Annotated in this window: 18 protein-coding genes and 1 pseudogene; 10 read left to right on the forward strand and 9 right to left on the reverse strand. The window is 70.6% G+C overall.

The window, feature by feature from the left end:
* Window positions 1-120: 120 nt before the first annotated feature.
* Window positions 121-1,776, reverse strand: coding sequence for an alpha-amylase family protein (locus HND91_RS18430; RefSeq protein ID WP_181708077.1), 1,656 nt, complete (start codon window positions 1,774-1,776; stop codon window positions 121-123).
* Window positions 1,777-2,012: 236 nt separating this feature from the next.
* Here HND91_RS18430 and HND91_RS22890 point away from each other — a divergent pair.
* Window positions 2,013-2,471 (forward strand): annotated as a pseudogene (locus tag HND91_RS22890) (TVP38/TMEM64 family protein); the annotation flags it as partial.
* 117 nt (window positions 2,472-2,588) lie between these two features.
* Here HND91_RS22890 and HND91_RS18435 read toward each other — a convergent pair.
* The 4 genes from HND91_RS18435 to HND91_RS18450 form a co-directional block, all read right to left on the reverse strand.
* Window positions 2,589-2,747, reverse strand: a complete 159-nt coding sequence (locus HND91_RS18435) for a YqaE/Pmp3 family membrane protein (protein WP_181708147.1) — start codon at window positions 2,745-2,747, stop codon at window positions 2,589-2,591.
* A gap of 77 nt (window positions 2,748-2,824) precedes the next feature.
* Window positions 2,825-3,565, reverse strand: a complete 741-nt coding sequence (locus tag HND91_RS18440; protein ID WP_181708078.1) for an ABC transporter permease — start codon at window positions 3,563-3,565, stop codon at window positions 2,825-2,827.
* Window positions 3,565-4,500 (reverse strand): ABC transporter ATP-binding protein, encoded by a 936-nt coding sequence (locus tag HND91_RS18445; RefSeq protein WP_181708079.1) that lies wholly within the window; start codon window positions 4,498-4,500, stop codon window positions 3,565-3,567. The genes HND91_RS18440 and HND91_RS18445 overlap by 1 nt, the downstream gene beginning before the upstream one ends.
* The gene (locus HND91_RS18450) at window positions 4,497-5,663 is read right to left on the reverse strand and encodes an ABC transporter permease (RefSeq protein ID WP_181708080.1); all 1,167 of its coding nucleotides are present in this window, start codon (window positions 5,661-5,663) and stop codon (window positions 4,497-4,499) included. The genes HND91_RS18445 and HND91_RS18450 overlap by 4 nt, the downstream gene beginning before the upstream one ends.
* A 381-nt stretch (window positions 5,664-6,044) precedes the next feature.
* Between HND91_RS18450 and HND91_RS18455 the strand changes: the two genes are divergently transcribed.
* Entirely contained in the window at window positions 6,045-7,769 is a 1,725-nt protein-coding gene (locus HND91_RS18455) for an IlvD/Edd family dehydratase (RefSeq protein WP_181708081.1), read from the forward strand.
* 79 nt (window positions 7,770-7,848) lie between these two features.
* Here the strand turns inward: HND91_RS18455 and HND91_RS18460 are convergent, their stop codons facing one another.
* Window positions 7,849-8,877 carry a LysR family transcriptional regulator gene (locus tag HND91_RS18460; protein WP_246329572.1) on the reverse strand — a complete coding sequence of 343 codons (1,029 nt, stop codon included), beginning with the start codon at window positions 8,875-8,877 and terminating at the stop codon, window positions 7,849-7,851.
* A gap of 324 nt (window positions 8,878-9,201) precedes the next feature.
* On the opposite strand from HND91_RS18460, the gene chvE reads away from it, so the two are divergent.
* The 6 genes from chvE (at window position 9,202) to HND91_RS18490 (ending at window position 17,483) form a co-directional block, all read left to right on the forward strand.
* The gene (gene chvE, locus HND91_RS18465; RefSeq protein ID WP_181708082.1) at window positions 9,202-10,266 is read left to right on the forward strand and encodes a multiple monosaccharide ABC transporter substrate-binding protein; all 1,065 of its coding nucleotides are present in this window, start codon (window positions 9,202-9,204) and stop codon (window positions 10,264-10,266) included.
* Window positions 10,267-10,463: 197 nt separating this feature from the next.
* Window positions 10,464-12,002, forward strand: coding sequence for a multiple monosaccharide ABC transporter ATP-binding protein (mmsA, locus tag HND91_RS18470; RefSeq protein ID WP_181708083.1), 1,539 nt, complete (start codon window positions 10,464-10,466; stop codon window positions 12,000-12,002).
* A 5-nt stretch (window positions 12,003-12,007) separates the two neighbouring features.
* The gene (gene mmsB, locus HND91_RS18475; protein ID WP_181708084.1) at window positions 12,008-13,210 is read left to right on the forward strand and encodes a multiple monosaccharide ABC transporter permease; all 1,203 of its coding nucleotides are present in this window, start codon (window positions 12,008-12,010) and stop codon (window positions 13,208-13,210) included.
* Window positions 13,211-13,714: 504 nt separating this feature from the next.
* Window positions 13,715-14,707 (forward strand): AraD1 family protein, encoded by a 993-nt coding sequence (gene araD1, locus HND91_RS18480; RefSeq protein ID WP_181708085.1) that lies wholly within the window; start codon window positions 13,715-13,717, stop codon window positions 14,705-14,707.
* 11 nt (window positions 14,708-14,718) lie between these two features.
* Complete coding sequence (locus HND91_RS18485; protein ID WP_181708086.1) at window positions 14,719-16,164, forward strand: aldehyde dehydrogenase family protein; 1,446 nt, start codon at window positions 14,719-14,721, stop codon at window positions 16,162-16,164.
* Window positions 16,165-16,448: 284 nt separating this feature from the next.
* Window positions 16,449-17,483 (forward strand): aldose epimerase family protein, encoded by a 1,035-nt coding sequence (locus HND91_RS18490; protein ID WP_181708087.1) that lies wholly within the window; start codon window positions 16,449-16,451, stop codon window positions 17,481-17,483.
* On the opposite strand, the gene HND91_RS18495 is transcribed toward HND91_RS18490, so the two are convergent.
* Window positions 17,449-19,191 carry an MFS transporter gene (locus HND91_RS18495; RefSeq protein WP_181708088.1) on the reverse strand — a complete coding sequence of 581 codons (1,743 nt, stop codon included), beginning with the start codon at window positions 19,189-19,191 and terminating at the stop codon, window positions 17,449-17,451. The genes HND91_RS18490 and HND91_RS18495 overlap by 35 nt on opposite strands.
* Window positions 19,192-19,425: 234 nt before the next feature.
* Here HND91_RS18495 and HND91_RS18500 point away from each other — a divergent pair, with 234 nt between their 5' ends.
* Window positions 19,426-20,619 carry a benzoate/H(+) symporter BenE family transporter gene (locus HND91_RS18500; RefSeq protein WP_343057400.1) on the forward strand — a complete coding sequence of 398 codons (1,194 nt, stop codon included), beginning with the start codon at window positions 19,426-19,428 and terminating at the stop codon, window positions 20,617-20,619.
* Window positions 20,620-20,730: 111 nt separating this feature from the next.
* On the opposite strand, the gene HND91_RS18505 is transcribed toward HND91_RS18500, so the two are convergent.
* Together HND91_RS18505 and HND91_RS18510 are read right to left on the reverse strand one after the other, a co-directional pair.
* Window positions 20,731-21,393: a hypothetical protein gene (locus tag HND91_RS18505; RefSeq protein ID WP_181708090.1), complete on the reverse strand. Its 663-nt coding sequence runs from the start codon at window positions 21,391-21,393 to the stop codon at window positions 20,731-20,733.
* A gap of 243 nt (window positions 21,394-21,636) precedes the next feature.
* Window positions 21,637-21,828, reverse strand: coding sequence for a CsbD family protein (locus tag HND91_RS18510; RefSeq protein ID WP_181708091.1), 192 nt, complete (start codon window positions 21,826-21,828; stop codon window positions 21,637-21,639).
* A 220-nt stretch (window positions 21,829-22,048) separates the two neighbouring features.
* Here HND91_RS18510 and putA point away from each other — a divergent pair, with 220 nt between their 5' ends.
* Window positions 22,049-25,942, forward strand: a complete 3,894-nt coding sequence (putA, locus tag HND91_RS18515; protein ID WP_181708092.1) for a trifunctional transcriptional regulator/proline dehydrogenase/L-glutamate gamma-semialdehyde dehydrogenase — start codon at window positions 22,049-22,051, stop codon at window positions 25,940-25,942.
* The last annotated feature ends 303 nt before the right edge of the window (window positions 25,943-26,245 follow it).

Here is a 26,245-nt window from a genome sequence, read left to right on the forward strand (position 1 = left end):
ACAGTGTACCAAACATCAGACAAATAAGCGGCATCCATTACTGACCGAATCTGGAAATTCTCATGCATGCCGTTCGCATATAGATTGTCGTTGCACGCTCGCCCGACGTTGGGGGTTTTGTCAGATCTCGGTGCGCCTCAGCAGGTAGTCGAGCCCGCCGACCCGGTACCAGCGCAGGCCGTAGGGCTCCATCAGCACCCGGAAGGCCTCGCCCTTCTCAACCTCACGGTGGTCGTGGCCGAGGAGGTCGATGAGCGGCGCGCCGTCGCGCCCGGTCCGGAAGGCGATCTCCCGGGGGGAGTTGGACAGATTGTGCAGGAACAGCACGCTGTTGTTGCGCCAGTCGTAGCGCAGGGCCAGCACCTCCGGGGTGCCGGTGTCGAGCGCCGTGTGGGCGCCCCAGGCCACCTCCGGCATCTCCTTGCGCATCCGGATCAGCCGCTCCAGCCAGTTGAGAAGGCTGTCCGCGTCCCGGCGCTGGTCCGCGGCGTTGAGGTAGCGGTATCCGTACGGCCCGTCGGCGATCACCGGCATCACCGGCTTGTCCGACTTTGTGAACCCGCCCTGCGGCTCGTCCGACCACTGCATCGGCGTGCGCGCGCAATAGCGCTCCGGCAGGGACAGGTCGTCGCCCATGCCGATCTCGTCGCCGTAGCGCACCACCGGCACGCCCGGCAGGGTGAACATCAGCGAGTAGGCGAGCTTCAGCCGCCGCAGGTCCCCGTCCATCATGGGCGCCAGGCGTCGGCGGATGCCGCGGTGATAGAGCTGGTGCGTCTCCTCCGGGCCGAAGGCCGCGAACACCTGCTCGCGCTCCTCCTCGCCGAGGCGCCCGAGGTCCAGTTCGTCGTGGTTGCGCAGGTGCAGGCCCCACTGGGCCCCGTCCGGCAGATGGCGCGTGTCGTCGAGCGCCTTGACGATGGGCTCGGCCCGCTCCTGGGCGAGCGCCAGAAAGAGCTGCTGGTTGACGTGGAAATTGAACATCATCTGCAGCCGGTCGCCGTCGTCGCCGAAGTAGTTGATGTTCTCCTCCGGCGTCACGTTCGCTTCCGCGAGCACGATGCTGTCGCCCTGGCGCCACTGGATGAACTGGCGGAACAGCCGCAGCATCCCGAACTGCTGCTTCGGCTCGGTCACCGCCGCGCCCTTCTCGGCGATCACGAACGGCACCGCGTCCATGCGGAAGCCGGACACGCCGAGCTGCAGCCAGAAGCCCATGATCTTCAGGATTTCGGCCTGCACGTGCGGATTGGCCGTGTTGAGGTCCGGCTGGTGCTCGTAGAACCGGTGGAAGTAGTATTCTCCCGCCTTCGCGTCGCGGGTCCAGGTGGTCTTCTGGACGCCCGGGAAGACCATGCCCTCGTCCGCGTTCGCCGGTTTCTTCTTCGACCAGACGTACCAGTCGCGGTAGGGTGATTTCGGGTCCGACCGGGCCGACTGGAACCACGGATGCTGGTCGGACGTGTGGTTCACTACGAGGTCGATGATCACGCGCATGCCGCGCTGCTTGGCGCCGTGGGCGAACTCCACGAAGTCGCCGAGCGTGCCGTAGCGCGGGTCCACGTCGTAATAGTCCGTCACGTCGTAGCCGTCGTCCTTGCCGGGCGAGGGCTGGAACGGCATCAGCCAGATGGCCGTGATGCCGAGGCCGTGCAGATAGTCCAGCCGCCGGGTGAGCCCTTCGAAATCGCCCACCCCGTCCCCGTTGGAGTCCATGAAGGTCTCCACCGACAGGCAGTAGAAGACGGCGTTCTTGTACCAGAGGTCCTCGATCATCCGGGCAGGTCCCGTTCTTCAGGGAGTATGATGTCCAAGGTCGAACGCGACCGGCGCGGGATCGTTCTCTCATGGACGCCGCCCGGCCGGTCGTGTGGAGCCGTCGCCGCCGACGAGAAGGATCGCCCGTGACGCCAGAGGACCAGCCTCCCGCGAAGATCCGCCGCCTCGTGGTGGTCGGGTTGGTGCTCGTCGGCCTCGCCGGCGTCTGGTTCGCCGTCGGCAAGCTCGGCCTGATGCCCGACGTGTCCGACGAGGGCGCCGTCCGCCGCTGGGTGGAGGAGAAGGGCGCCCTCGGTCCGATTCTCGTCATCGTCGTCGAGGCGTTGGCGGTGGTGCTGGCGCCTGTCCCGAGCGCCCCGATCGCGGTCGCGGCCGGTGCCGTCTTCGGCCCGCTCTGGGGCACGGTCTACACGGTGGCCGGCGCCGAACTCGGCTCCATCGCGGCCTTCCTGATCGCCCGCACCCTCGGCCGCGACACCGTGCGCCGGCTCGTGCCGAAGGGCGGATTCTTCGAGCGCCTGGAGAAGGGGGAATCGCAGGGCTGGCTGATGGCGGTTGTGTTCGCCTCGCGCCTCGTCCCCTTCCTGTCCTTCGACGCGGTCAGCTACGCGGCCGGCCTCACGCCGCTCGCCTTCTGGCGCTTCGCGGTCGCGACCCTCGCGGGCGTCGTGCCGGTCGCCTTCGCGCTCAACTACGCCGGCGCGGAGCTGATCGCCTCAAATCCCTGGATCGCGGCCGCGCTCCTCATCGTCCTCGCGGCGACGAGCGCGGCCCCGTTCGTGGTCGGCGCCTTTCGGCGCCGGCGCGGGTCACTTCCGGACGATCACCCAGATCGCGTGGATGATGCCCGGGATGTAGCCGAGGATCGTCAGGAGGATGTTCAGCCAGAAGTGCAGGCCGATGCCCACCTGCAGGAACACGCCGAGCGGCGGCAGCAGGATGGCGATGAGGATGCGAAGGATGTCCATCAGAAAACTCCGGTTGGTTCGCCAGGACAACGCGGCAGGCGGTCCGTGCGATCCCATCCTTGATGTCGTGCCCGCGCTCACGCTTTTGAAGCCCGCGCCGCCATGGCGCGTCGTTCGGCCGCCAGAAGCCCGTCGTGGATGAGCACGGCGGTCACGCCCACCACCAGACCGCCCTGGAGCACGAAGGCCGTGTTGCCCGACGTCAGCCCCGCGATGATCACCTCGCCGAGACCGCGCGCCGCCACCGTGGAGCCGATCGTCGCCGTCCCGATGCTGACCACCACCGAATAGCGCACGCCGGCCAGGATCACCGGCAAGGCGAGCGGCAGTTCCACCTCGACCAGCCGCTGTCGGCCGGTCAGCCCCATGCCGCGCGCGCTGTCGAGAACCGCCGCCGGCACCTGCCGCAGGCCCGCCAGCGTGTTCTCGAAGATCGGCAGCAGGCCGTAGAGGAAGAGCGCGATCAGGGTCGGGGCGGTTCCGAAGCCGACCGCCGGAACGGCGAGCGCCAGCACCGCCACCGGCGGAAAGGTCTGGCCCACGTTCACGATGGCGCGGGAGAGCGGCAGGAAGTCGGCTCCCGCCGGGCGGCTGACGAAGATGCCGAGCCCCACCGCCACCACGGTCGCGGCCAGCGAAGCCACGGCCACCGTGCCGAGGTGCGCGATCGTCAGCTGCAGGAGGCTCGCCTGCCGGTAGATCGCCGGCGCGCCGTTCTCCGTCAACGGCGCGAACACCGGCTCGAACCAGTCCGGCGCCGCCAGGAAGGCCGCCAGCAGCGCCACCAGGGCTAGCCTCAGGGCCGTCGCGACCCGCATCAGCCGACCCGCCCCGACGCGAGCACCGCGTCGAGGGTCACCCGGCCGAGCGGGCGGCCGCTCGCGTCCGCCACCGGCAGCGCCCGCGCGCCGCTCCACAGAAGCGCCGACAGGGCGTCCCGCAGGCTCGCCGTCTCGGGCAGCGGCGGCCCGTCCGCCGGCCCCGGCGAGACCACGCTGCCGACGGGCCGGACCGAGAGGAGCTTCAACGCCCGGTCGTTCGTGCCGGTCAGGCGCGACACGAAGGCGTCCGCCGGCCGGGTCAGCAGGTCGGCGGGCGTCCCCACCTGCCGCACGCGCCCGTCCGCCATCACGGCCACCCGATGGCCCAGCCGGAACGCCTCGTCCATGTCGTGGGTGACGAGCACCACGGTGGTGCCCAGCCGCCGCTGCACCGCCAGGAGATCCTCCTGCGCCTTGTCGCGGATGATGGGATCGAGCGCCCCGAATGGTTCGTCCATCAGGAGCACCGCCGGGTCGGCCGCCAGCGCCCGCGCCACGCCCACCCGCTGCTGCTCGCCGCCCGAAAGCTGGTGCGGATACTTGTCGCGAAAGAGCCCGGGCTCCAGCGCGAACGCCGCCAGAAGCGCGTCGATCCGCTCGTCGACCCGGTCCTTCTCCCACTTCAGGAGCCGCGGCACGGTGGCGATGTTCTCCGCCACGGTCCGGTGCGGAAACAGGCCGTGCCCCTGGATCGCGTAGCCGATGCCGCGCCGCAGGTCGTGCTCCGGCAGGCCGGCCGTGTCCCGTCCGTCGATCAGGATGCGGCCTTTGGTCGGCGCCACCAGCCGGTTGATCATCCTCAGGAGCGTGGACTTGCCCGAGCCGGACGTGCCCACGATCACCATGATGGTGCCGCGCTCCACCGTCAGGCTCACGTCGTCCACCACGGCGGCGTCGCCGTAGCGCTTGGTCACGTGGTCGAGTTCGATCATGCGGGGCGTCTCCGGGCCGCCTCGGCGGCTGCGTCGAGGATCACGGCGGACGCGAAGGCGAGGGCGATGGTCGGCACGGCCCCGAGGAGCACCAGGTCCATGGCCGTCTGGCCGATGCCCTGGAACACGAAGGTGCCGAAGCCGCCGCCGCCGATCAGCGCCGCCACCGTGGCAAGGCCGATGTTCTGAACGAGAACGATCCGGATGCCGGTGAGGATCACCGGGAAGGCGAGGGGCAGTTCCACCCGCGTCAGCAGCTGGCGGTCCGTCAGCCCCATGCCGCGCCCTGCGTCCGTCACGGCCGCCGGCACGTCGGCGAGCCCGACGGCCGTGTTCGCCACCACGGGCAGCAGGGCATAGAGAAAGAGCGCCAGGAGCGCCGGGGCGAGGCCGATGCCGCGGATGCCGAGGTCGTGCGCCAGCGGCAGGGCCGCCGCCAGTGCGCCGAGCGGCGCCATCAGGATGCCGAACAGCGCCATGCTCGGGATGGTCTGGATCAGCGTCAGCGTGGGCATCAGCGCCTGCCGGAGCCGCGCCGACCGGTGGCAGAGGATGCCGAGCGGCAGCCCCATCGCGATGGCCGCCGCCAGCGACCCGACCGCCAGCACCCCGTGGCGCGCCGCCTCGCGCCAGAACACGTCCGCCCGGGCCGCGTATTCGCGCATGAAGGAAAGGTCCGCCCAGGCCCCGGAGGCCAGCAGCGCCGCCGTCGCGCCGGCCGCGATCACGAGCGCGCCGATCCGGCCGGCCGGCCGCAGGCTCATCCGGGCGAGCGCGTCGGTGGCGGCGAGCAGCGACACCGCCGCCAGGAGCCAGAAGGCACCGCCGGGCGACACCCGCCCGTAGCGGTCGCCCTCGGGCGTCAGCCCGTCGGCGGCGACGCCCACCGCCAGGCAGACGGCGGCGAGCGCCGCCCCCGCCACCGCCAGCCGGACCCCCGGCCGCCGGTCCAAGATCGTGAGCACGCCCGCCAACAGGAGGACGGCCGCGACCGGCCATCCCGCCGCGCCCGGCAGGGCCGCGACGAGGCCTAATGGCTCGCCGGCCACGATCCGATTCGGCTTGGCGATCACGAAGGGCAGGAGGACCGCCGCGAGGGCTCCGATCCCCGCCAGAAGCGCGCCGAGGCGGTCGATGCGGCGCTGATCGTCTCTGTCTCGCATCAGGCCTCGTCGTCGTTGTGGCGCGCCGGCTGTGGTTCAACGGCCAAGCCCCCGGTCCGGTTTCGGCGATCGGCGTCCAGACAAGTCAAATCCGGTCCAGTCCAGTCCAGTCCAGTCCAGTCTGGCGGCGCCGCCGCCCCCGCGCCACCGGCTTTTTTCGATGCACCGCCGCCGTGACCGGAGACGTCAGCAGAGTGCCACCGGCGGCGGGGATCCGGTGCCGGATCCGTCCCGCGGCCGCACAGCCTCACTATGCATCACATCTATATGAGATTAGATATGACATTACGCCGAAACCGAATTGGACGGTTATAGCTCAGCCGTCGTACCGTTTCGGCCGACGAGGGCCGTGACGTTGCGCGGCTGGTAAGGGAACGGGTCATGGCCGAAAACAAGACGCTCCGCAGCACCCAGTGGTTCGGCCGCCGGGACAAGAACGGCTACATGTACCGCACCTGGATGAAGAACCAGGGCACGCCCGCGGACATGTTCGACGGCCGCCCGGTCATCGGCATCTGCAACACCTGGTCCGACCTCACCCCCTGCAACGGCCATTTCCGCGAGCTCGCCGAGTGGGTGAAGCGCGGCGTCTACGAGGCGGGCGGCTTCCCGCTGGAATTCCCGGTGCTCTCCACCGGCGAAAGCCAGATGCGCCCGACCGCCATGCTGTTCCGCAATCTCGCTGCCATGGACGTGGAGGAGAGCATCCGGGCGAACCCGCTCGACGGCATCGTGCTCCTCATGGGCTGCGACAAGACCACTCCGTCGCTTCTCATGGGTGCTGCCTCCTGCGACCTGCCCACTATCGGGCTCTCCGGCGGCCCCATGCTGACCGGCCGCTACAAGGGCAAGGAGCTCGGCTCCGGCACCGGCATCTGGCAGATGACCGAGGAGATGCGTGCCGGCCGCATGTCCTACGAGGAGTTCACCGCCACGGAAAGCTGCATGCACCGGTCCAAGGGCCACTGCATGACCATGGGCACCGCCTCCACCATGGCATCCATGGTGGAGGCCCTCGGCATGAGCCTCACCGGCTGCGCGGCCATTCCGGCGGTGGACGCCCGGCGCAACACCTACGCCCAGCTCACCGGCCGGCGGATCGTCCAGATGGTGAAGGAGGATCTCGTCATGTCGAAGATCCTCACCCGCGGCGCGTTCGAGAACGCCATCCGCACCAACGCGGCCATCGGCGGCTCCACCAACGCGGTCATCCACCTGCTCGCCATCGCGGGCCGCATGGGCGTCGAGCTCGACCTCGCCGACTGGGACCGCATCGGCAGCGAGATCTCCTGCATCGTCGACATGCAGCCCTCCGGCCGGCACCTGATGGAGGACTTCTACTACGCCGGCGGGCTCCCGGCCGTCATGAAGGAGCTCCACGACGCCGGTCTCCTCGACACCGGCGCGCTCACCGTCTCCGGCGAGACCATCGGCGAGGCCGTCAAGGACGCCGAGTGCTGGAACCGCGACGTGATCTTCCCCTATGACAAGCCGTTCAAGCCGGCCTCCGGCATCGCGGTCCTCAAAGGCAACCTCGCCCCCAACGGCGCCGTCATCAAGCCGTCCGCCGCCAGCCCGCACCTCCTCGTCCACCGGGGCCGGGCGGTCGTCTTCTCGTCCATCGAGGATTTCCGCGCCCGCATCAACGACGAGGCGCTCGACATCGACGAGACCTGCATCATGGTGCTCCAGAACTGCGGGCCGAAGGGCTATCCCGGCATGGCCGAGGTCGGCAACATGCCGCTGCCGCCGAAGGTCCTGCGCAAGGGCATCACCGACATGGTGCGCATCTCCGACGCGCGCATGAGCGGCACCGCCTACGGCACCGTCGTGCTCCACACCGCTCCGGAAGCCGCCGCCGGCGGGCCGCTCGCCGTGGTGCGCGACGGCGACATCATCTCCCTCGACGTGCCCAACCGCACGCTGACGCTGGAGATCACCGACGCCGAGCTCGCCACCCGCCTGAAGGACTGGACCGCCCCGCCGCTCCCGGAGCGCGGCTACGTCCGCCTCTATGTGGAACACGTCATGGGCGCCGACAAAGGCGCCGACCTCGACTTCCTCGTCGGCAAGAGCGGCACCCCCGTGCTCCGCGACAGCCACTGAGGGGAGGTAAGGCGGAAGAGGCGCGGCTGGCCCGCATGCTCCGGACCCGTGCCGGCCGGGGCGGCGCGACGCCCGGCCCTCACTCCGCCGCCCGCACTTCTCCGCCGCCGAACACCTCCTCCTCGATCGCCGCGTAGAGCACCGCCGCCGCCGGCGAGAGCGGGCGGCCCTTGACCTTGATGAGGCCGAACGGCTCCACGGTCACGCGCTCCTCCAGCCGCAGGATCTTGAAGCTGCCGGCCGACAGGAACATCTCGGCCACCGGAATGGCGAGCGGCGCGATGGCGTCCGTGCGGCCGGCCATCACCAGCGTCATCAGGATCGATCCGGTCACAACCACCCGCGTCGGCGGCGGCACGCCGTGGCGGCGCATCATCACCTCGATCGACCGCCGGAGCAGCGATCCGCGCGGCTGCAGCACCCATTCCCGGTCGTGGAGGTCGGCCGCCGAGACCACGTCCTTGCCGGCGAGCGGATGGTCCGCGCGCACCAGCAGGCAGGCCTCCTCCGGCCCTACCTCGCGATAGTCGAACGGCTCCGGGTCGATGCCGTTCGGAATCCGGGCGATGGCGAAATCGAGCCGCGAGGCGAGCAGCCGTTCGGCGAGCACGTCCGACGTCTCCACGTCCACGGACACCTGCAGCTGCGGCAGCCTGCGGCGCACCGACTGGATGGCGGAAACCACCGCGTCCACCGCCGGCGCCATCACCGAGCCGATCGCCACCGTGCCGCCTTCGCCCGCCCGCAGCGCTGCGATCTCCTCGCCCGCCTGCCCGAGTTCGGCGAGCACGGTGCGGGTCCGCCGGATCAGCGCCTCGCCGTACCAGGTCGGCTCCACGCCCCGGGCGAGGCGCTCGAACAGCGGCACGCCGACGATCTTCTCGATCTCGCCCAGCATCTTGGAGGCGGCCGGCTGCGACAGGTTCAGCGCCATGGCGGCCCGGTGCAGCTTGCGGTGGTCGTCGAGCGCCACCAGAAGGTTCAGGTGCCGCAGCTTCAGCCCGGTGCGCAGCAGCCGTTCGCCGTGGATGCCCCGGCCCGTCGCCTGCACGCCCCGGGGCGGCCCGGCGAGGCCGTCGTCGTCTTTGCCAGCGTCCTTCGCGCCCATCGTCCATGTTCCCCCATGCCAAACCGATTAGCTCATAACCAAAATGGCATAGCAAGAGCCCGAATTATCATTAGACGGTTATGCGTCGCCGCTCCTATGGTCAGGTCGTCCTATCGGCCTATCGGAGGAGGCCGCAGGTCGACGGGACGGGTCCAGGTTCGGCGGAGGCGACGGAGCCGGGCGCGAGACCGGGGAGATTCAGGCGGGAGGCGGCGGGACGGCACCGTGTGCCGGCGCCCGCCCGTCCGCCCGGCTGAGGGTGGCGCCCGCAGATGGCCGCCGCCGGTACGAAACAAGACGCGAGTCGGTACGGGAGGGAACCCAATGAAATCACTGAAAATGCTCGTCACGGCCCTGGCGCTCGGCGCCATGACGCTGACCGGAGGCGCGTTCGCCCAGGACAAGGGCGCCGTCGGCATCTCGATGCCCACCAAGTCGTCCGCCCGCTGGATCTCGGACGGCGACAGCATGGTCAAGGAGTTCACCGCGAAGGGCTACACGCCCGACCTGCAGTACGCGGAGGACGACATCCCGAACCAGCTCGCCCAGATCGAGAACATGATCACCAAGGGCGTGAAGGTCCTGGTCATCGCGGCCATCGACGGCACCACCCTGTCGGACGCCCTGCAGCAGGCCGCCGACCAGGGCATCAAGGTGATCGCCTACGACCGCCTGATCCGCGACTCGGCCAACGTCGACTACTACGCCACGTTCGACAACTTCCAGGTCGGCGTCCTGCAGGCCCAGTCGATCGAGAAGGAGCTCGACCTGAAGAACGCCGCCGGGCCGTTCAACATCGAGCTCTTCGGCGGTTCGCCGGACGACAACAACGCCTTCTTCTTCTACGACGGCGCCATGAGCGTGCTGCAGCCCTACATCGACAGCGGCAAGCTCGTCGTGCAGTCCGGCCAGATGGGCATGGACAAGGTCGGCACCCTGCGCTGGGACGGCGCGGTCGCCCAGGCCCGCATGGACAACATCCTGTCGGCCTTCTACACGGACAAGCGGGTCGACGCGGTCCTCTCCCCCTATGACGGCCTGTCCATCGGCATCCTGTCGTCGCTGAAGGGCGTCGGCTACGGCTCGTCCGACCAGCCGTTCCCGGTCGTCACCGGCCAGGACGCCGAGATCCCGTCGGTGAAGTCCATCCTCGCCGGCGAGCAGCGCTCCACGATCTTCAAGGACACCCGCGAGCTCGCCAAGGTGACGGTCGGCATGGTCGACGCGCTCCTCGGCGGCGGCCAGCCGGAGATCAACGACACCAAGACCTACGACAACGGCGTCAAGGTCGTGCCGTCCTACCTCCTGAAGCCGGTGTCCGTGGACAAGTCCAACTGGAAGGAAATCCTCGTCGGCAGCGGCTACTACGAGGAAGCCCAGATCAACTGACCGGTGGTCACCTCGGCGGGCGGTCCGGTCCGGACCGCCCGGCCTACGCGGGCCGCGCGGCAGGGCGCCGGACGCTCACCGTGCCGGACCTTCGAAGAACGCGGGCGGCGGCCAACGCCGCCCGTCGTCGCGACCGAACCACCCGAACCCACGCCACCCCGGCCAGACGCAACCTTGAACGAAGAGCAGCGGATCCGATGGGCGCCATCCTGGAAATGCGCGGGATCAGCAAGTCCTTCCCGGGCGTGAAGGCGCTGAGCAACGTGAACCTCACCGTCGAGGCGGGGGAGATCCACGCGGTCGTCGGCGAGAACGGCGCCGGCAAGTCCACCCTCATGAAAGTTCTGTCGGGCGTCTACCCGCACGGCTCCTACGAGGGCGACATCGTGTTCGACGGCGAGGAGCGCCGGTTCAGGACCATCGCCGACAGCGAGAAGATCGGCATCATCATCATCCACCAGGAGCTGGCGCTGGTGCCGCTCCTCTCCATCGCCGAGAACATCTTCCTCGGCAACGAGCCGGCGCGCTTCGGCGTCATCGACCGGTCCTTCGTGTTCCGCCGCACCCAGGAGCTCCTGCGCAAGGTCGGCCTGAAGGAAAGCCCGGACACGCTCATCACCAACCTCGGTGTCGGCAAGCAGCAGCTCGTCGAGATCGCCAAGGCCCTCTCCAAGGAGGTGCGCCTCCTCATCCTGGACGAGCCGACGGCCAGCCTCAACGAGACCGACAGCGCCGCGCTGCTCGATCTTCTCCTCGAGTTCAAGGCCCACGGCATCGCGTCCATCCTGATCAGCCACAAGCTGAACGAGATCTCCAAGGTCGCCGACCGCATCACCGTCATCCGCGACGGCGCCACCGTCGACACGCTCGACTGCCGGGCCGAGGCGATCAGCGAGGACCGCATCATCCGCGCCATGGTGGGCCGGCCGCTGGCGGACCGCTACCCGCCGCGCACGCCGAAGATCGGCGAGCCCATCCTCTCCGTCCGCGACTGGCGCGTCCACCACCCGATCCACCAGGACCGGGTCGTCATCAAGGGCGTCAGCTTCCACGTGCGCCGGGGCGAGGTGCTGGGCATCGCCGGCCTCATGGGCGCCGGCCGCACCGAGCTCGCCATGAGCCTGTTCGGCAAGGCCTATGGCAAGCGCATCAGCGGGTCCGTCGAGATGGAGGGCCGCCCGGTGGACGTCTCCACCATCGAGAAGGCGGTGGACGCCGGCCTCGCCTACGTGACCGAGGACCGCAAGACCCTCGGCCTCGTGCTTGCCGAGGACATCGTCAAGAACGTCACTCTGGCCAATCTGCCGGGCGTCTCCCGGGGCACGGTGATCGACGACATGCAGGAGCTGAAGGTCGCCAACAGCTACCGCCAGAGCCTCGCGATCCGCTGTTCCAGCGTCTATCAGCAGACGGTGAACCTCTCCGGCGGCAACCAGCAGAAGGTGGTGCTGTCGAAGTGGCTCTTCTCCGGCCCGAAGGTCCTCATCCTGGACGAGCCCACCCGGGGCATCGACGTCGGGGCCAAGTACGAGATCTACTCGATCATCAACAAGCTCGCCGACGATGGGAAGGCCGTCGTCATGATCTCGTCGGAGATGCCGGAACTGCTCGGCATGTGCGACCGGATCCTCGTGATGAACGAGGGCGCCTTCGTGGGCGAGTTCACGGCCGCCGAGGCCTCGCAGGAGGCCATCATGCGGTCCATCATGCAGTCGACCATGAAGAAGACGGGATGATCCCCATGGACCAGCGCGCACCCGCCCAGGCCCTCCAGCCGCCCCCGTCGCGCCCCTCCGGCGCCGGCTTCCTGCAGAGCAACATCCGCGAATACGGCATGATGCTGTCGCTGTTCGTCATCATGGTGCTGTTCGAGGTGCTGACCAACGGCACGCTCCTGAAGCCGCTGAACCTCACCAACCTCATCCTGCAGAACAGCTACATCGTCATCATGGCGCTCGGCATGCTGCTCGTCATCGTGGCCGGCCACATCGACCTGTCGGTCGGGTCCGTGGTCGGCTTCGTGGGCGCGCTCGCCGCCGTCATGATGGTGCAGTGGGACATCCACTACGTGCCGGCCACCATCGCGTGCCTCGCCGTCGGGGCGCTCATCGGGGCGGCCCAGGGCTACTGGGTGGCCTTCTTCAAGATCCCGTCCTTCATCGTCACGCTCGCCGGCATGCTGGTGTTCAAGGGCCTCACGCTGGCGCTTCTCGCCGGCCAGTCGGTCGGCCCGTTCCCGAAGGAGTTCCAGCTCCTGTCGTCCGGCTTCATTCCGGATCTCTTCTCCGTCCAGGGTCTGAAGGTCACCTCGCTCGTCATCGGCCTCGCGCTCGCCGCCGTCATGGTGATGGTCAACGTGAAGGGGCGCGCCACACAGGTGAAGCACGGGGTGGAGAACGAACCGTTCGGCTTCTTCGTGGCCAAGAACGCCATCTTCGCCGGGCTCATCGTCTACTTCGCCTACCTGCTCTCCTCCTACAAGGGCCTGCCGAACGTCCTCATCGTGATGGCGCTCCTCATCGGCCTCTACACCTTCGTGACCAACCGCACGACGATCGGCCGGCGCATCTACGCCCTCGGCGGCAACGAGAAGGCGGCGCGTCTCTCCGGCATCAAGACCGAGCGGCTCACCTTTCTGACCTTCGTCAACATGGGGCTGCTGGCCGGTCTCGCCGGCCTCATCTTCGCGGCGCGCCTCAACACCGCGACGCCGAAGGCGGGTCTCGGCTTCGAGCTCGACGTGATCGCCGCCTGCTTCATCGGCGGCGCCTCCGCCTCCGGCGGTGTCGGCAAGGTGATCGGCGCGGTCATCGGCGCCTTCGTGATGGGCGTCATGAACAACGGCATGTCGATCCTCGGCGTCGGCATCGACTACCAGCAGGTCATCAAGGGCCTGGTGCTTCTCGCCGCCGTGTTCCTGGACGTCTACAACAAGAACAAGTGAGGCGAGGCGGGAAGGGCCCTGGCCCGAGACGCTCGCCGCCCGCCGAACAAGACCCCTTGCGGCCTTCCGGGCCACCGTCCCGTGAGGGGAAGGATCCTACACGGTATTTCTAAATCCCTCCCCTCAGGGGAGGGTCCGGCGAAGCCGGGGGAGGGGTCGTCTTTCTCAGCCGGAGACTGAGCGCGTTTTCCCCGCCGGGCATGGCGCGCGACTTTCCCGTCAGCCGAAGACAACCCCTTCCGGCCCTCCGGGCCACCTTCCCCTGAGGGGAAGGATCACATGCGCCACCCACAATCCCCCCACTGAGGGGGGTTGGTCGGTGGCCAAGGCGGAGCGGGCCCGTGACTGCGAAGCGGGGTCCGGCGAAGCCGGGGGAGGGGTCGTCTTTTCAGCCGAAGACTGAGCGCGTTTTCCCGGCCCGCACATGACGCGTCTTACCCGTCGCCCCTTCCGCCCTCGCGCCCTCGCCGCCGCCCTTTCCAACCTCATGCCAAGGATACCCCCATGCGTCTCTCCCAATTCCGCACCCACGCCGGCGAGCGCCGGGTCGCCGCCGTGCTCGATGACGGGTCGGCCGTCGTCGTCCCCGGCGTCGCCTCCGTCTACGCGCTTGCCCTGGAGGCCATCGCGGCCGGACAGAACCTGGCGGCCGCCGTGTCCGCCCGCGCCGGTGGCGCCGAGCCGGTGGACCTGGAGGCGATCTATCGCGACGGCCGGATGCTGACGCCGCTCGACCATCCGGACCCCGCCCACATCTACGTGACCGGCACGGGCCTCACCCACCTCGGCAGCGCCGAAGGGCGGGACAAGATGCACAAGGACCTCGCCGATCCGGCCAAACTCACCGACAGCATGCGCATGTTCAAGAAGGGCATCGACGGCGGCAAACCGGCGCCGGGCCAGACCGGCGTCGCGCCGGAGTGGTTCTACAAGGGCGACGGCTCCACGGTCGTGCCGCCGGGCGGCACCCTGCCGTCGCCGTCCTTCGCCCTCGACGCCGGCGAGGAGCCGGAGATCGTCGGCCTCTACGTGATCGGGCCGGACGGCACGCCCCACCGGGTCGGATTCGCCCTCGGCAACGAGTTCTCCGACCATGTGACCGAGCGGGAGAACTATCTCTACCTCGCCCATTCCAAGCTGCGCGCGTCGTCCTTCGGGCCGGAGATCCTGGTCGGGCCGCTGCCGGCGCATGTGAGCGGCTTCTCGCGCATCTTGCGGGACGGCGGCATCCTCTGGCAGAAGCCGTTCGTCTCCGGCGAGGACAACATGTGCCATTCGATCGCCAATCTTGAGCACCATCACTTCAAATACGGCCTGTTCCGCCGCCCCGGCGACGTGCACGTCCACTATTTCGGCACCGCCACCCTGTCCTTCTCCGACGGGGTGAAGACCGAGGCCGGTGACGTGTTCGAGATCGCCGCCCCGCCGTTCGGGCTGCCGCTGCGCAACGCCTGGACGCCCGCGCATGGTGGCACGCCCGCCGTTCGCGCCCTTTGAAGGAGCCTCCCATGACCGCCCCGTTCCGCAACTTCATCGCCGGCGAGTGGGTCGCCGCCGCCGAGGCCGCCCCGAACGTCAACCCGTCCAACGTCGCCGACGTGGTCGGCGACTTCGCCCGCGGCTCGGCCGCCGACGTGGACGCCGCCGTGGCGGCCGCCAAGGCGGCCTTCCCGGCCTGGTCGCGCACGGTCCCCTACGCGCGCCACGAGATCCTGAAGACGGTCGCGGCCGAGATCTTCGCCCGCAAGGAGGAACTCGGCCGGCTTCTCTCCCGCGAGGAGGGCAAGACCCTCGCCGAGGGCATCGGCGAGGTCACCCGCGCCGGCCAGATCTTCGAGTTCTTCGCCGCCGAGACCGTGCGCCTCGCCGGCGAGACGCTGCCGTCCGTCCGCCCCGGCGTCGGTGCGGAGGTGACGCGCGAGCCGCTCGGCGTCATCGGCATGATCACGCCCTGGAACTTCCCCATCGCCATCCCGGCCTGGAAGATCGCCCCGGCGCTCGCCTACGGCAACTGCGTCGTGTTCAAGCCGGCCGAACTGGTGCCCGGCTCCGCCCACGCGCTCGTCGACATCATCGTCAGGGCCGGCGTGCCGGCGGGCGTCATGAACCTCGTCATGGGCAAGGGCTCCGTGGTCGGCCAGCGCCTCCTCGACCATCCGGACGTCCACGCCATCACGTTCACCGGCTCTGTCCCGACCGGCCGGCGCGTCGCCGCCGCGGCGATCGGCGGCGAGACCATGAAGAAGATCCAGCTGGAGATGGGCGGCAAGAACCCGCTCGTGGTCCTCGACGACGCCGACCTCGCCATTGCGGTGGAGACCGCCGTCAACGGCGCCTACTTCTCCACCGGCCAGCGCTGCACCGCGTCCTCCCGCCTGATCGTGACCGAGGGCATCCACGACCGCTTCGTCGCCGCCGTCACCGAGCGGCTGAAGGGCCTCGTGGTGGACGACGCCCTCAAGGCCGGCACCCACATCGGCCCGGTGGTCGACGAGGGCCAGCTCGACCAGGACATGCGCTACATCGAGATCGGCCGCTCGGAAGGCGCCCGGCTGGCCTTCGGCGGCGAGCTCCTCGACCGCGACGCCGAAGGCTTCTACCTGCAGCCGGCGCTCTTCACCGAGGCGACCAACAGCATGCGCATCGCCCGCGAGGAGATCTTCGGCCCCGTAGCCGCCGTCATCCGGGTGAAGGACTACGACGAGGCGCTCGCCGTCGCCAACGACACGCCGTTCGGCCTGTCGTCCGGCATCTGCACCACCAGCCTGAAGCACGCCACCCACTTCAAGCGCAACGCCGACGCCGGCATGGTGATGGTCAACCTGCCCACCGCCGGCGTCGACTTCCACGTCCCCTTCGGCGGCCGCAAGGGCTCCAGCTACGGCCCGAGGGAACAAGGCAGCTACGCCCGCGAGTTCTTCACCCAGGTGAAGACCGCCTACACGCTGGCCTGAAACGAAGGGTCGTTCCAACCGACGGGAGGGCCGTTCCAAACGCCCGATCCCGCCCTCCGCCGTCATGGACCGCGAACGCGGACCACCCACGCATTTCCCCGCCCGTAGGCGACTGCGTGGGTGGTCTGCCTGAAGCGGACCATGGCGGTCGCGGCGGTCGTCATCTGCGCGTCACACCGGCCGATCTCATCCGCCCGGCCTCGACGTCACGCACCTAACCTCGTCATGGTCCGCGCAGGCGGACCACCCACGCCTTCCTTCCTCCCCATCCCCACGAGGCTCCCATGTCCGACGTCCGCCCCTTCGGCACCCTCCCGGACGGCCGTGCCGTCCACGAGATCCGCCTCGTCGGGGACGGCATCCGCGCATCCGTCCTCACCTACGGGGCGATCCTCCGCGACCTGGAGGTGGAGACCGCCACGGGCTGGCGGCGGGTCGTCCTCGGCTATCCGCGCCTTGAGGACTATCTCGCCTATTCCAACTATTTCGGCTGCGTCGCCGGCCGCTGCGCCAACCGCATCCGCGACGGTCGCTTCACTCTCGATGGCGTCGAGCACCAGCTGAGCCTCAACGAGAAGGGCCGCACCCATCTCCACGGCGGGGTCGAGGGCTTCGACCAGCGGCTCTGGACCCTCGACGGCGCCAACCCGTCCGAGGTCCGCCTCACCCTCGTCTCCCCGGACGGCGACCAGGGCTATCCCGGCACGCTCACCGCCGCCGCCACCTACCGTCTCGCCGACCGGACGGCCCACCTGGAATTCTCCGCCGCCACGGACCGGCCGACGCTCGTCAACCTCGCCGGCCACAGCTATTTCGACCTCGACGACGCGGGCGACATCCGCCGCCACGAGGTGATGATCCCGGCGGAACGCTACACGCCCGTGGACGCCGACCTCATCCCCACCGGCGAACTCGCGCCCGTCGCCGGCACGCCGTTCGACTTCCGCCACCCGCGGCCGTTCCACGCGCCGGGTCTGTCGGCGTCCTACGACCACAATTTCGCGATCGCCGACACGATCGCCCCCGAGCCGCGCCTGATGGCGCGGGTGCGCGGCCCGAGGACCGGGCTCGTCCTGGAGGTTCACTCCACCGAGCCGGGCCTTCAGGTCTACGACGGCAACATGATCGACACGAAGGCGGCGTCCCTCTCCGGCAGGGTGCCGCAGACGCACGACGGCTTCTGCCTGGAGCCCCAGCGCTTCCCGGATGCGCCGCACCACCCGCAGTTCCCCAGCGTCGTGCTCCGGCCGGGCGAAACCTACCGGCAGCACACCCTCTACCGCTTCATCCTGCCCGAGACGGCCGGCCCGACGGGCTGACGCCATCCACGTCTGCGCCCATCCGCGTCGGCGGCAGCCGCGGGTCGATGGTCACGCCCATCGGCGCCTGCCGGGGCGGGTGCACGTCCGGCTGCGGCTCCAGGCCGGCGGTCGGCCGTTCCAGGAAGTGGCGCACCCGCGGCGGCTCCGGCCCCCGGTGATAGGCGCGGGCGCGGGTCTCCGCGTCGAGGTCCGCCACCGTGCTCCGCCGGTGCTGGCGCAGGTGGTCGACCCAGGTGGCGGTCTGGAACCGCTCGATCCACACCTGCGGCTCGGCCACATCGCGCAGCAGCGTCCAGCGGTGGCCGCCGTCCCGGCGGCGGATCCGGCGCACCTCCCGCATGGCCGTCACGAAGGCGGCCTCGTCGGCCGGGTCCACCCGGTATTCCACCGTGACCACCACCGGCCCGCTCGTCGGGCGGAGGTCCAGCCGCACGGTCGGCTCCGGCCAGTCCCGGTGCGGCTCCATGTTGCCGGCGGCGTTCCGGTCGAGCGGCAACAGGCGGCCGAGCGCGGCCGAAACGGCGAGCCCCACGCCAGCCGCCGCGAGCGCCGTGGACAGCCCCTCCGCATGGGCGAGCAGGCCGAAGGCCCAGCTGCCCACGGCCATCGCGCCGAAGGTCACCGTCTGGTAGATCGCCATCGCCCGTCCCACCACCCAGCGCGGCGTGGAGAGCTGGACGCTGACGTTGAACGTGGAAAGCGCCAGCACCCAGCCGGCGCCGCCGGCGAGCAGCCCCGCCATGGTGATCGGCAGCGACGCGCTCAGGGCCGCGATCAGGCTCGCTGCCGCATAGCCGAGCGTCGCGCCCGCCACCACGGTCTCCGTCCTGAACCGGGTGCGGATCGCGTGGGAGAAGAGGGCGCTGATCACCGCGCCCGCCCCGAAGGCGCCGAGAAGGAGGCCGTAGGTCAGCGGCCCGCCGCCGATCCGGTCGCGAGCGATCAGCGGCATCAGCGCCCAGATGGCGCTCGCGAACAGGCCGAACGCCAGCGAGCGGCCGAGCACCACCCGAATTCCCGGCGACAGTGCCGTGTAGCGGACGCCCGCCAGCATGGCGGCGCCCACGCTCTCGCGGGGAAGGCTGGTGTCCGCCCCCGGCCGGCGCCAGGCGGCCAGCACCACGATCAGTCCCACATAGGTGCAGGCGTTGAGGAGAAACGCCGCCTCCGGCCCCGCCGCCGCCACCACGAAACCGCCGATCGCCGGCCCCACCGTGCGGGCGATGTTGAAGCCCAGGCTGTTCAGCGCCACCGCCTGCGGCAGGTCCGACCTCGGCACCAGGTCGCCGACGGACGACTGCCACGCCGGTCCGTAGAGCGCGGCGCCGCAGCCGAGCAGAAACGTCAGCGTCAGCAGCAGCCACGGCGAGATCAGCCCATAGGCGGTGACCGCGTAGAGGAGCGCCGACACCGCCAGCATCAGCACCTGCGCCGCCAGCATCACGATCCGCCGGTCGAACACGTCCGCCACCGCGCCGGCCACCAGCGAAAACAGCATGATCGGAAGGGCCGTGGAGGCCTGCACCAGCGCCACCATGTCGGCCGACGGCGCGATCGACGTCATCAGCCAGGAGGCGCCGACGCCCTGGATCAGGCTGCCGAAGTTGGACGCGAGACTCGCGGTCCAGACGGCCAGGAAGATCTTCTGGCGAAACGGGGCGAGCGGACCGGCGGCGGCGGCCCGCTCGGGCGTGGCGATGCTCATGGGGGCGGGCGTCCTTTGGCGGGCCTCTCGCCAGCAACCCCTTGCCGGTGGACAGGGTTCCGGCCGGCCCCGCCGCCCGCTCCGGTCGGGCCCGCCGCCGCCCTTTCGGCTCCTCCTGGCGGCCGGGCCCACGGCGGCCGGGTCTGGCGCCCCGGTCCGGCACCCGCTAGGAAGATGGACGCCCACTTCGCGCCGAGTCCCGCGGCGTTCCCCCTGTCCAGGAAACCCGCTCCCGTGACGTCCTCCGCATCCGACAGCGGCGAAGCCGTCCGCGGCTCGCTCGTCCAGCCGGTCTCCGCCGGTCTTCTCGCCGCCGTCGTGGGCTTCGCGAGTTCCTTCACCATCGTGCTCGCCGGCTATGCGGCCGTGGGCGCGTCGCCGGCCGAGGCCGCCAGCGGCCTGATGGCCGTCAGCCTCGCCATGGGCCTCTCGGCCGTTCTCAGCCTGCGCACCCGCATGCCGATCGCCATCGCCTGGTCCACCCCGGGCGCCGCGCTCCTCGTCGCCACCGGCGCGCCCGCGGGCGGCTTTCCGGTGGCGGTCGGGGCCTTCCTGGTCACGGCCGCCCTCATCGTCGCCGCCGGCGTGGTGAAGCCTTTCGGCCGGGCGGTCGCCGCCATCCCGATGCCGCTCGCCGGGGCGATGCTTGCCGGCGTCCTCCTCGATCTCTGCCTCGCCCCCATGCGGGCGGTCGGCGCCATGCCGGCGCTCGCGCTGCCGATCGTGCTCACCTGGGCCCTGGCGCTGCGCTTCGCCCGGCTCTGGGCGGTGCCGATCGCCACCGTGGTCACGGCGGCGATCATCGTCATGGCCACTCCGCTTCCCGACGGCGCCCTCGCGGACGTCTGGCCGAAGCCCGTGCTGGTCGCCCCCGTCTTCACCCTCGACGCCGTCATCGGCATCGCGATCCCGCTCTTCATCGTCACCATGGCATCCCAGAACGTGCCGGGTCTCGCCGTGTTGAGGGCCAACGGCTACCGCCCGGACGTGCCGCCGATCTTCGTCGCCACCGGTCTCGTCAGCGCGATGACGGCGCCGTTCGGCGGCCACACGGTCAACCTCGCCGCCATCACCGCCGCCCTCTGCGCCGGCCCGGAGGCGCATCCGGATCCGGCGCGGCGGTGGATCGCCGGCGTGGCGGCCGGCTGCGCCTACGGGGTCATCGCCGTCCTCGCCCCCGCGGCGGCCGCCTTCATCGCCGCCTCGCCGCCGCTCCTCATCCAGGCCGTGGCCGGTCTCGCCCTCCTCGGCAGCCTCGCGGGGGCGCTCTCCACCGCGCTCGCCCGCGAGGAGGACCGCGTCCCGGCCATCCTGACCTTCGTGACGACGGCCTCGGGCCTCTCCTTCTTCGGCATCGGCGCCGCCTTCTGGGGCCTTGTCGCGGGAGGGCTGGTGATGCTGCTCCTCCGCGTCGGCCGCCCCACCTGACGGGGCCGCACGCCCGACAGGATCGCCCCGTCCCGACGGGATCGCCCTCCACGGAAAGCGCCGGAGTGCGTCCGCACCCCGGCGCCGTCCGCCCCGCTGTCCGCCCCGTCGTCAGCCGCCGCTTCGCCCGTTGGACGGGCCGTCGCCGCCGCCGAGGGTCGCGTCCACGCCGTCGGAGCCGATGCTGACCCCGCCCAGCGAGCCGAGACCCACGTTGATCCCGCCGTCGTTGCCGCTGCCGCGGCCAGACCCGGCGAGGTCCACGTTGACGCCGCCGGTGTTGCCCGTGGCGGCGCCGTCGCCGAGGCCCACGTTCACGCCGCCGGTGTTGCCGGCCGCCGCCGCGTCGCCCAGCCCGGCGTTGATCCCGCCGCCGTTGCCGGCCGCCGCCGCGTCGCCGACGCCCACGTTGACGCCGCTGGAGCCGGCGGCGGCCCCATCGCCGGCGCCGATGGCGATCTCGGTTCCGCCGCCGGCGCTCACGCCGAGGCCGCCGGTTCCACCGATTTCGCCGACGGTGCTACCGCCGTTGGCGGCGGGCCGGCCACCGGGTGCCGGCGCCGCCGGGGCGACCGCCGCGCCGGCCGTGGCCGTGCCGGACTGGTCGACCGAAACCGCCGTCACCGGTCCGCAGCCGGTGGCGGCCAGCTGGGCCAGTTCCGTCGACGTCAGCTGCCCGGCAGTCATGGAACACAGCCCACGCCCATCCGCCTCGGCGGCGGTGCATGTGAGGGGCAGCACCAGGGCCGCCAGAGCGATCATGTCTTTCCTCATGAGTGGCCTCCTTCTCAGGTCCGCGGACCGTCAACGGACGCCTCGTCACATGGGTTTCGCGCAAAGGTTGCTGTGGTTACCCGCCGGTTAAGCGATCTGGACCCATTTTCAGCGGTTTTGGCTTTCGATGCCGGATGCCGAAACGACACTGGCGCCGCCTCGGCCGAGGCGGCGCCAGTGCGTCCGTTCGCTTGAGGTTCAGCTTGCGCCGGACCGGTCGCGCGGTCGTCGTGCGGTCCCGGATCAGATGCGGTCGACCGTCCGCTTGACCGCGTCCTTGGCCTTGCCGACGGTCTGGCGGGCCTCGCCGCGCCGCTCGTCCTGCACGCCTTCCGCGTGAAGGTTCGGATCGCCGGTCACCTCGGCGATGCCCTGCTTGATGTTGCCCTTGGCCTCTTCGGCCATGCCCTTCATCTTGTCGCCGGTGCTGCCCATGGGAGTCTCCCCTTGTCAGTTCTCAGGATCGGCCCTGAGTCCCCTGAACAACGAGTCCCGCCCCGAGCGGGTTCCGCTCCGGTCCTGCTCGCGCATCGGATGCACGGTCGTCGATCGCGGGTTCTCCGCAAGGTGCAACCACTCTGAAACCGGGTTGCACCTTGGGGGTTTTTCAGCGATAAACCTGCGATCCGGACTTCCACCCTTCCGAGGTGATCCCATGGCCGCCACCACCATCGGCGTCAAAGTGAACGACGATCTCCGCGCGCGATTGAAGCTTGCCGCCGACCGGATCGGCCGCTCGCCGCACTGGCTCGTCAAGCACGCGCTCCTCTCCGTCCTGGAGCGGATCGAGCGCGGCGAGACCGTCGCCTTCGAGGCCGACGACGCCGCCCCGGTGGACTTGGTGGAGAACGGCGAGGCCGACCCGTCCCACCCGCGGCCGTTCCTGGAGTTCGCCCAGGGCGTCCAGCCGCAGAGCGTCCTCCGCGCCAAGATCACCGCCGCCTACCGCCGGCCGGAGACCGAGTGCCTGCCGCTTCTCCTGTCCGAGGCGACCCTGCCGCCGGCGGTGGTGGAGCGCGCCCGCGCGCTCGCCCGCGATCTCGTCACGGCGCTCCGCGACAAGAAGCGGAACGGCGGCTCGGCGGTCGAAGGCCTCATCCAGGAATATTCCCTGTCGAGCCAGGAGGGCGTCGCCCTCATGTGCCTCGCCGAAGCGCTCCTGCGCATTCCCGACCGGCCGACCCGGGACGCGCTCATCCGCGACAAGATCGCAAACGGCGACTGGCACGCCCACGTGGGCCATAGCCCGTCCCTGTTCGTGAACGCCGCCACCTGGGGCCTCGTGGTCACCGGCAAGCTCACCGCCACGTCCAGCGAGCAGGGCCTCTCGTCCGCGCTCACCCGCCTCATCGGCCGCTCCGGCGAGCCGGTCATCCGCAAGGGCGTCGACATCGCCATGCGGATGATGGGCGAGCAGTTCGTCACCGGGCAGACCATCGGCGAGGCGCTCGCCAACAGCCGCCGCATGGAGGCCAAGGGCTTCCGTTATTCCTACGACATGCTCGGCGAGGCGGCGACCACCGCCGAGGACGCCGCCCGCTACTATCGCGACTACGAGCAGGCCATCCACGCCATCGGCAAGGCCGCCGGCCGGCGCGGCATCTACGAGGGTCCGGGCATCTCGGTGAAGCTGTCCGCGCTCCACCCCCGCTATTCGCGCGCCCAGAGCGAGCGCGTCATGGGCGAGCTCCTGCCCCGGCTGAAGAGCCTCGCGGTCCTCGCCCGCTCCTACGACATCGGCCTCAACATCGACGCCGAAGAGGCCGATCGCCTGGAGATCTCCCTCGATCTCCTGGAGGCGCTCTGCTTCGATCCGGACCTGAAGGGCTGGAACGGCATCGGCTTCGTCGTCCAGGCCTACCAGAAGCGCTGCCCGTTCGTGATCGACTTCGTGGTCGACCTCGCCCGCCGCTCCGGCCACCGGCTGATGATCCGCCTCGTCAAGGGCGCCTACTGGGACAGCGAGATCAAGCGCGCCCAGGTGGAGGGCCTGGAGGGCTTCCCGGTGTTCACCCGCAAGGTGCACACGGACGTGTCCTATCTGGCCTCAGCCCGCAAGCTCCTGGCCGCCCCCGACGCGGTGTTCCCGCAGTTCGCCACCCACAACGCCCAGACGCTCGCCACCATCATGGCGATGGCCGGCGAGAACTTCTACGCCGGCCAGTACGAGTTCCAGTGCCTCCACGGCATGGGCGAGCCGCTCTACGAGGAGGTGGTCGGCAAGGACAAGCTGAACCGCCCCTGCCGCATCTACGCCCCCGTCGGCACCCACGAGACCCTGCTCGCCTACCTGGTCCGCCGTCTCCTGGAGAACGGCGCCAACACGTCCTTCGTCAACCGCATCGCCGACGAAACCGTGCCGATCGACGACCTCATCAAGGATCCGGTCGCCGAGGCGAAGGCCATCCAGCCGGTCGGCGCCAGGCACCCGAAGATCGCCCACCCGCGCGAGATCTTCGGCGACGTGCGGCCGAACTCCCTCGGCCTCGACCTTTCGAACGAGCAGCGCCTCGCGTCCCTCTCCGCCGCGCTCCTCACCAGCGCCGACATGGCCTGGACGGCCGCCCCGATGATCGGCGACCGGATCGTGGACGGCGACGCGCAGGCCGTCCGCAACCCCGCCGACAATCGCGACGTGGTCGGCCGCGTGGTGCTCGCCACCCCGGCCGACGTGGACGCCGCCTTCGCCGAGGCCCTCGCCGCCGCGCCCATCTGGGCCGCCACGCCGCCGGCGGAGCGGGCCGATGCGCTCGCCCGCGCGGCGGACCTCATGGAGGCCCGCATGCCGACCCTCATCGGCATCGTCGTCCGGGAGGCCGGCAAGTCGATCCCGAACGCCGTCGCGGAGGTTCGCGAGGCGGTGGACTTCCTGCGCTACTACGGCGCCGAGGTCCGGGCGGGCTTCGCGGCCGACACCCACCGCCCGCTCGGGCCGGTGGTCTGCATCAGCCCGTGGAACTTCCCGCTCGCCATCTTCACCGGCCAGGTCGCCGCGGCCCTCGCCGCCGGCAACCCGGTGCTCGCCAAGCCCGCCGAGGAGACGCCGCTCATCGCCGCCGAGGCGATCCGCATCCTGCGCGAGGCCGGCGTGCCCGGCGGCGCGGTCCAGCTCCTCACCGGCGCCGGCGACGTGGGCGCCGCCCTGGTGGCCGACCGGCGGGTGCGCGGCGTCATGTTCACGGGCTCCACCGAGGTCGCCCGCCTCATCCAGAAGACCCTCGCCGACCGGCTGACCCCGGACGGCCACCCGATCCCGCTCATCGCCGAGACCGGCGGCCAGAACGCCCTCGTGGTGGATAGCTCCGCCCTCGCCGAGCAGGTGGTCGGCGACGTGATCGCGTCCGCCTACGACAGCGCCGGCCAGCGCTGCTCGGCGCTCCGCGTCCTCTGCCTCCAGGAGGACGTGGCCGACCGGGTGCTCGCCATGCTGCGCGGCGCCCTGCGCGAGCTCTCCGTCGGCAACCCGGACCGGCTCTCCACCGACGTCGGCCCGGTGATCACCGCCGAGGCCCGCGACGGCATCCTCGCCCACGTCGCCGCCATGCGGCAGAAGGGTTTCGCCGTCGAGGAGCTTCCGCTGCCGCCGGCCACCCGCCACGGCACCTTCGTGCCCCCGACCCTGATCGAGATCCGCTCCGTCGCCGATCTCGGCCGCGAGGTGTTCGGCCCGGTGCTCCACGTGCTCCGCTACCGGCGCGACGACCTGGACGCCCTCATCGACCAGATCAACGCCACCGGCTACGGCCTCACCTTCGGCCTCCACACGCGGCTCGACGAAACCATCGCGCGCGTCGTCCGCCGGGCGGGCGCCGGCAACGTCTACGTCAACCGCAACGTCATCGGGGCGGTCGTCGGCGTGCAGCCCTTCGGCGGCCATGGCCTGTCGGGCACGGGCCCGAAGGCGGGCGGCCCGCTCTACCTCGGCCGGCTCGTCGCCCGCCGCCCGGCCGCCCGGCCCGTCGACGCGAAGGCCGACGCCGCCCTCGTCGCCCCCGCCGAGGCCTTCCGCGACTGGCTCTCCCGGTCCGGCCGGCCGGCCGTCGCCGACCGCGTCGCCGGCTACATCGCCCGCACCGCCGTCGGCGCGGCGGAGGACCTGCCCGGCCCGGTGGGCGAGCGCAACGTCTACGCCCTGAAGCCGCGCGGCCCGGTGTTCGCCGACGCCCGCACGGAAGCCGGCGCGCTCATCCAGATCGGCGCGGCCCTCGCGGCCGGCGATCCGGTGCTGATCGCCCCGGACAGCCCGGCCGCGTCCCTCCTGGAGGACCTGCCGCGCCCGGTCGCCGACCGCATCCGCGTCGCCGCGGACGCCCTCGACCGCCCGGACCTCGCGGCCGTCCTGTTCGAGGGCGACGCCGACGCGCTCCAGGCCCTCGCCGCCCGGGTCGCCGCCCGCGAAGGGGCCATCGTCCCCGTCCAGGGCGCATCCCCCCACGCCCTCGCCGACGGCACCGACGACTGGGACCTGGACCTCCTCGTCAGCGAGGTCTCCATCAGCACCAACACCGCCGCCGCCGGCGGCAACGCCAGCCTCATGACCATCGGCTGAACCCGCTCACCCGACCCTTTGCCGTGACGGTCCGGACCATCCGGACCGTCCACGCCTCGTCCCCGTGCCGCACCTCGTAGCCGCCCGCAGCAAGGCGTGGGCGGTCTTTCGCGGACCATCACGACCGAGCGTGGAAGGGAGGCCAACGCATCGTGATCTCCCACCCGAACCTCCAACGCGCCCTCTCCCCCCTTGAGGGGGAGAGTTGGAGAGAGGGGTGAACCTCCGCCGCCAGCCCGGAAAAGCCCCACCCTTCATTCCCCCTCCCGCAATCGTGACCATCACGTGATCACTGCATGCAAC

This window comes from Chthonobacter rhizosphaerae, from assembly GCF_013839525.1.
Lineage (GTDB): Bacteria > Pseudomonadota > Alphaproteobacteria > Rhizobiales > Pleomorphomonadaceae > Chthonobacter > Chthonobacter rhizosphaerae.

Coding starts and splice junctions, on each gene's coding strand:
- HND91_RS18430 (WP_181708077.1), bottom strand. CDS start 1,776: ATGATCGAGGACCTCTGGTACAAGAACGCCGTCTTCTACTGCCTGTCG.
- HND91_RS18435 (WP_181708147.1), bottom strand. CDS start 2,747: ATGGACATCCTTCGCATCCTCATCGCCATCCTGCTGCCGCCGCTCGGC.
- HND91_RS18440 (WP_181708078.1), bottom strand. CDS start 3,565: ATGCGGGTCGCGACGGCCCTGAGGCTAGCCCTGGTGGCGCTGCTGGCG.
- HND91_RS18445 (WP_181708079.1), bottom strand. CDS start 4,500: ATGATCGAACTCGACCACGTGACCAAGCGCTACGGCGACGCCGCCGTG.
- HND91_RS18450 (WP_181708080.1), bottom strand. CDS start 5,663: ATGCGAGACAGAGACGATCAGCGCCGCATCGACCGCCTCGGCGCGCTT.
- HND91_RS18455 (WP_181708081.1), top strand. CDS start 6,045: ATGGCCGAAAACAAGACGCTCCGCAGCACCCAGTGGTTCGGCCGCCGG.
- HND91_RS18460 (WP_246329572.1), bottom strand. CDS start 8,877: ATGGGCGCGAAGGACGCTGGCAAAGACGACGACGGCCTCGCCGGGCCG.
- chvE (WP_181708082.1), top strand. CDS start 9,202: ATGAAATCACTGAAAATGCTCGTCACGGCCCTGGCGCTCGGCGCCATG.
- mmsA (WP_181708083.1), top strand. CDS start 10,464: ATGGGCGCCATCCTGGAAATGCGCGGGATCAGCAAGTCCTTCCCGGGC.
- mmsB (WP_181708084.1), top strand. CDS start 12,008: ATGGACCAGCGCGCACCCGCCCAGGCCCTCCAGCCGCCCCCGTCGCGC.
- araD1 (WP_181708085.1), top strand. CDS start 13,715: ATGCGTCTCTCCCAATTCCGCACCCACGCCGGCGAGCGCCGGGTCGCC.
- HND91_RS18485 (WP_181708086.1), top strand. CDS start 14,719: ATGACCGCCCCGTTCCGCAACTTCATCGCCGGCGAGTGGGTCGCCGCC.
- HND91_RS18490 (WP_181708087.1), top strand. CDS start 16,449: ATGTCCGACGTCCGCCCCTTCGGCACCCTCCCGGACGGCCGTGCCGTC.
- HND91_RS18495 (WP_181708088.1), bottom strand. CDS start 19,191: ATGAGCATCGCCACGCCCGAGCGGGCCGCCGCCGCCGGTCCGCTCGCC.
- HND91_RS18505 (WP_181708090.1), bottom strand. CDS start 21,393: ATGAGGAAAGACATGATCGCTCTGGCGGCCCTGGTGCTGCCCCTCACA.
- HND91_RS18510 (WP_181708091.1), bottom strand. CDS start 21,828: ATGGGCAGCACCGGCGACAAGATGAAGGGCATGGCCGAAGAGGCCAAG.
- putA (WP_181708092.1), top strand. CDS start 22,049: ATGGCCGCCACCACCATCGGCGTCAAAGTGAACGACGATCTCCGCGCG.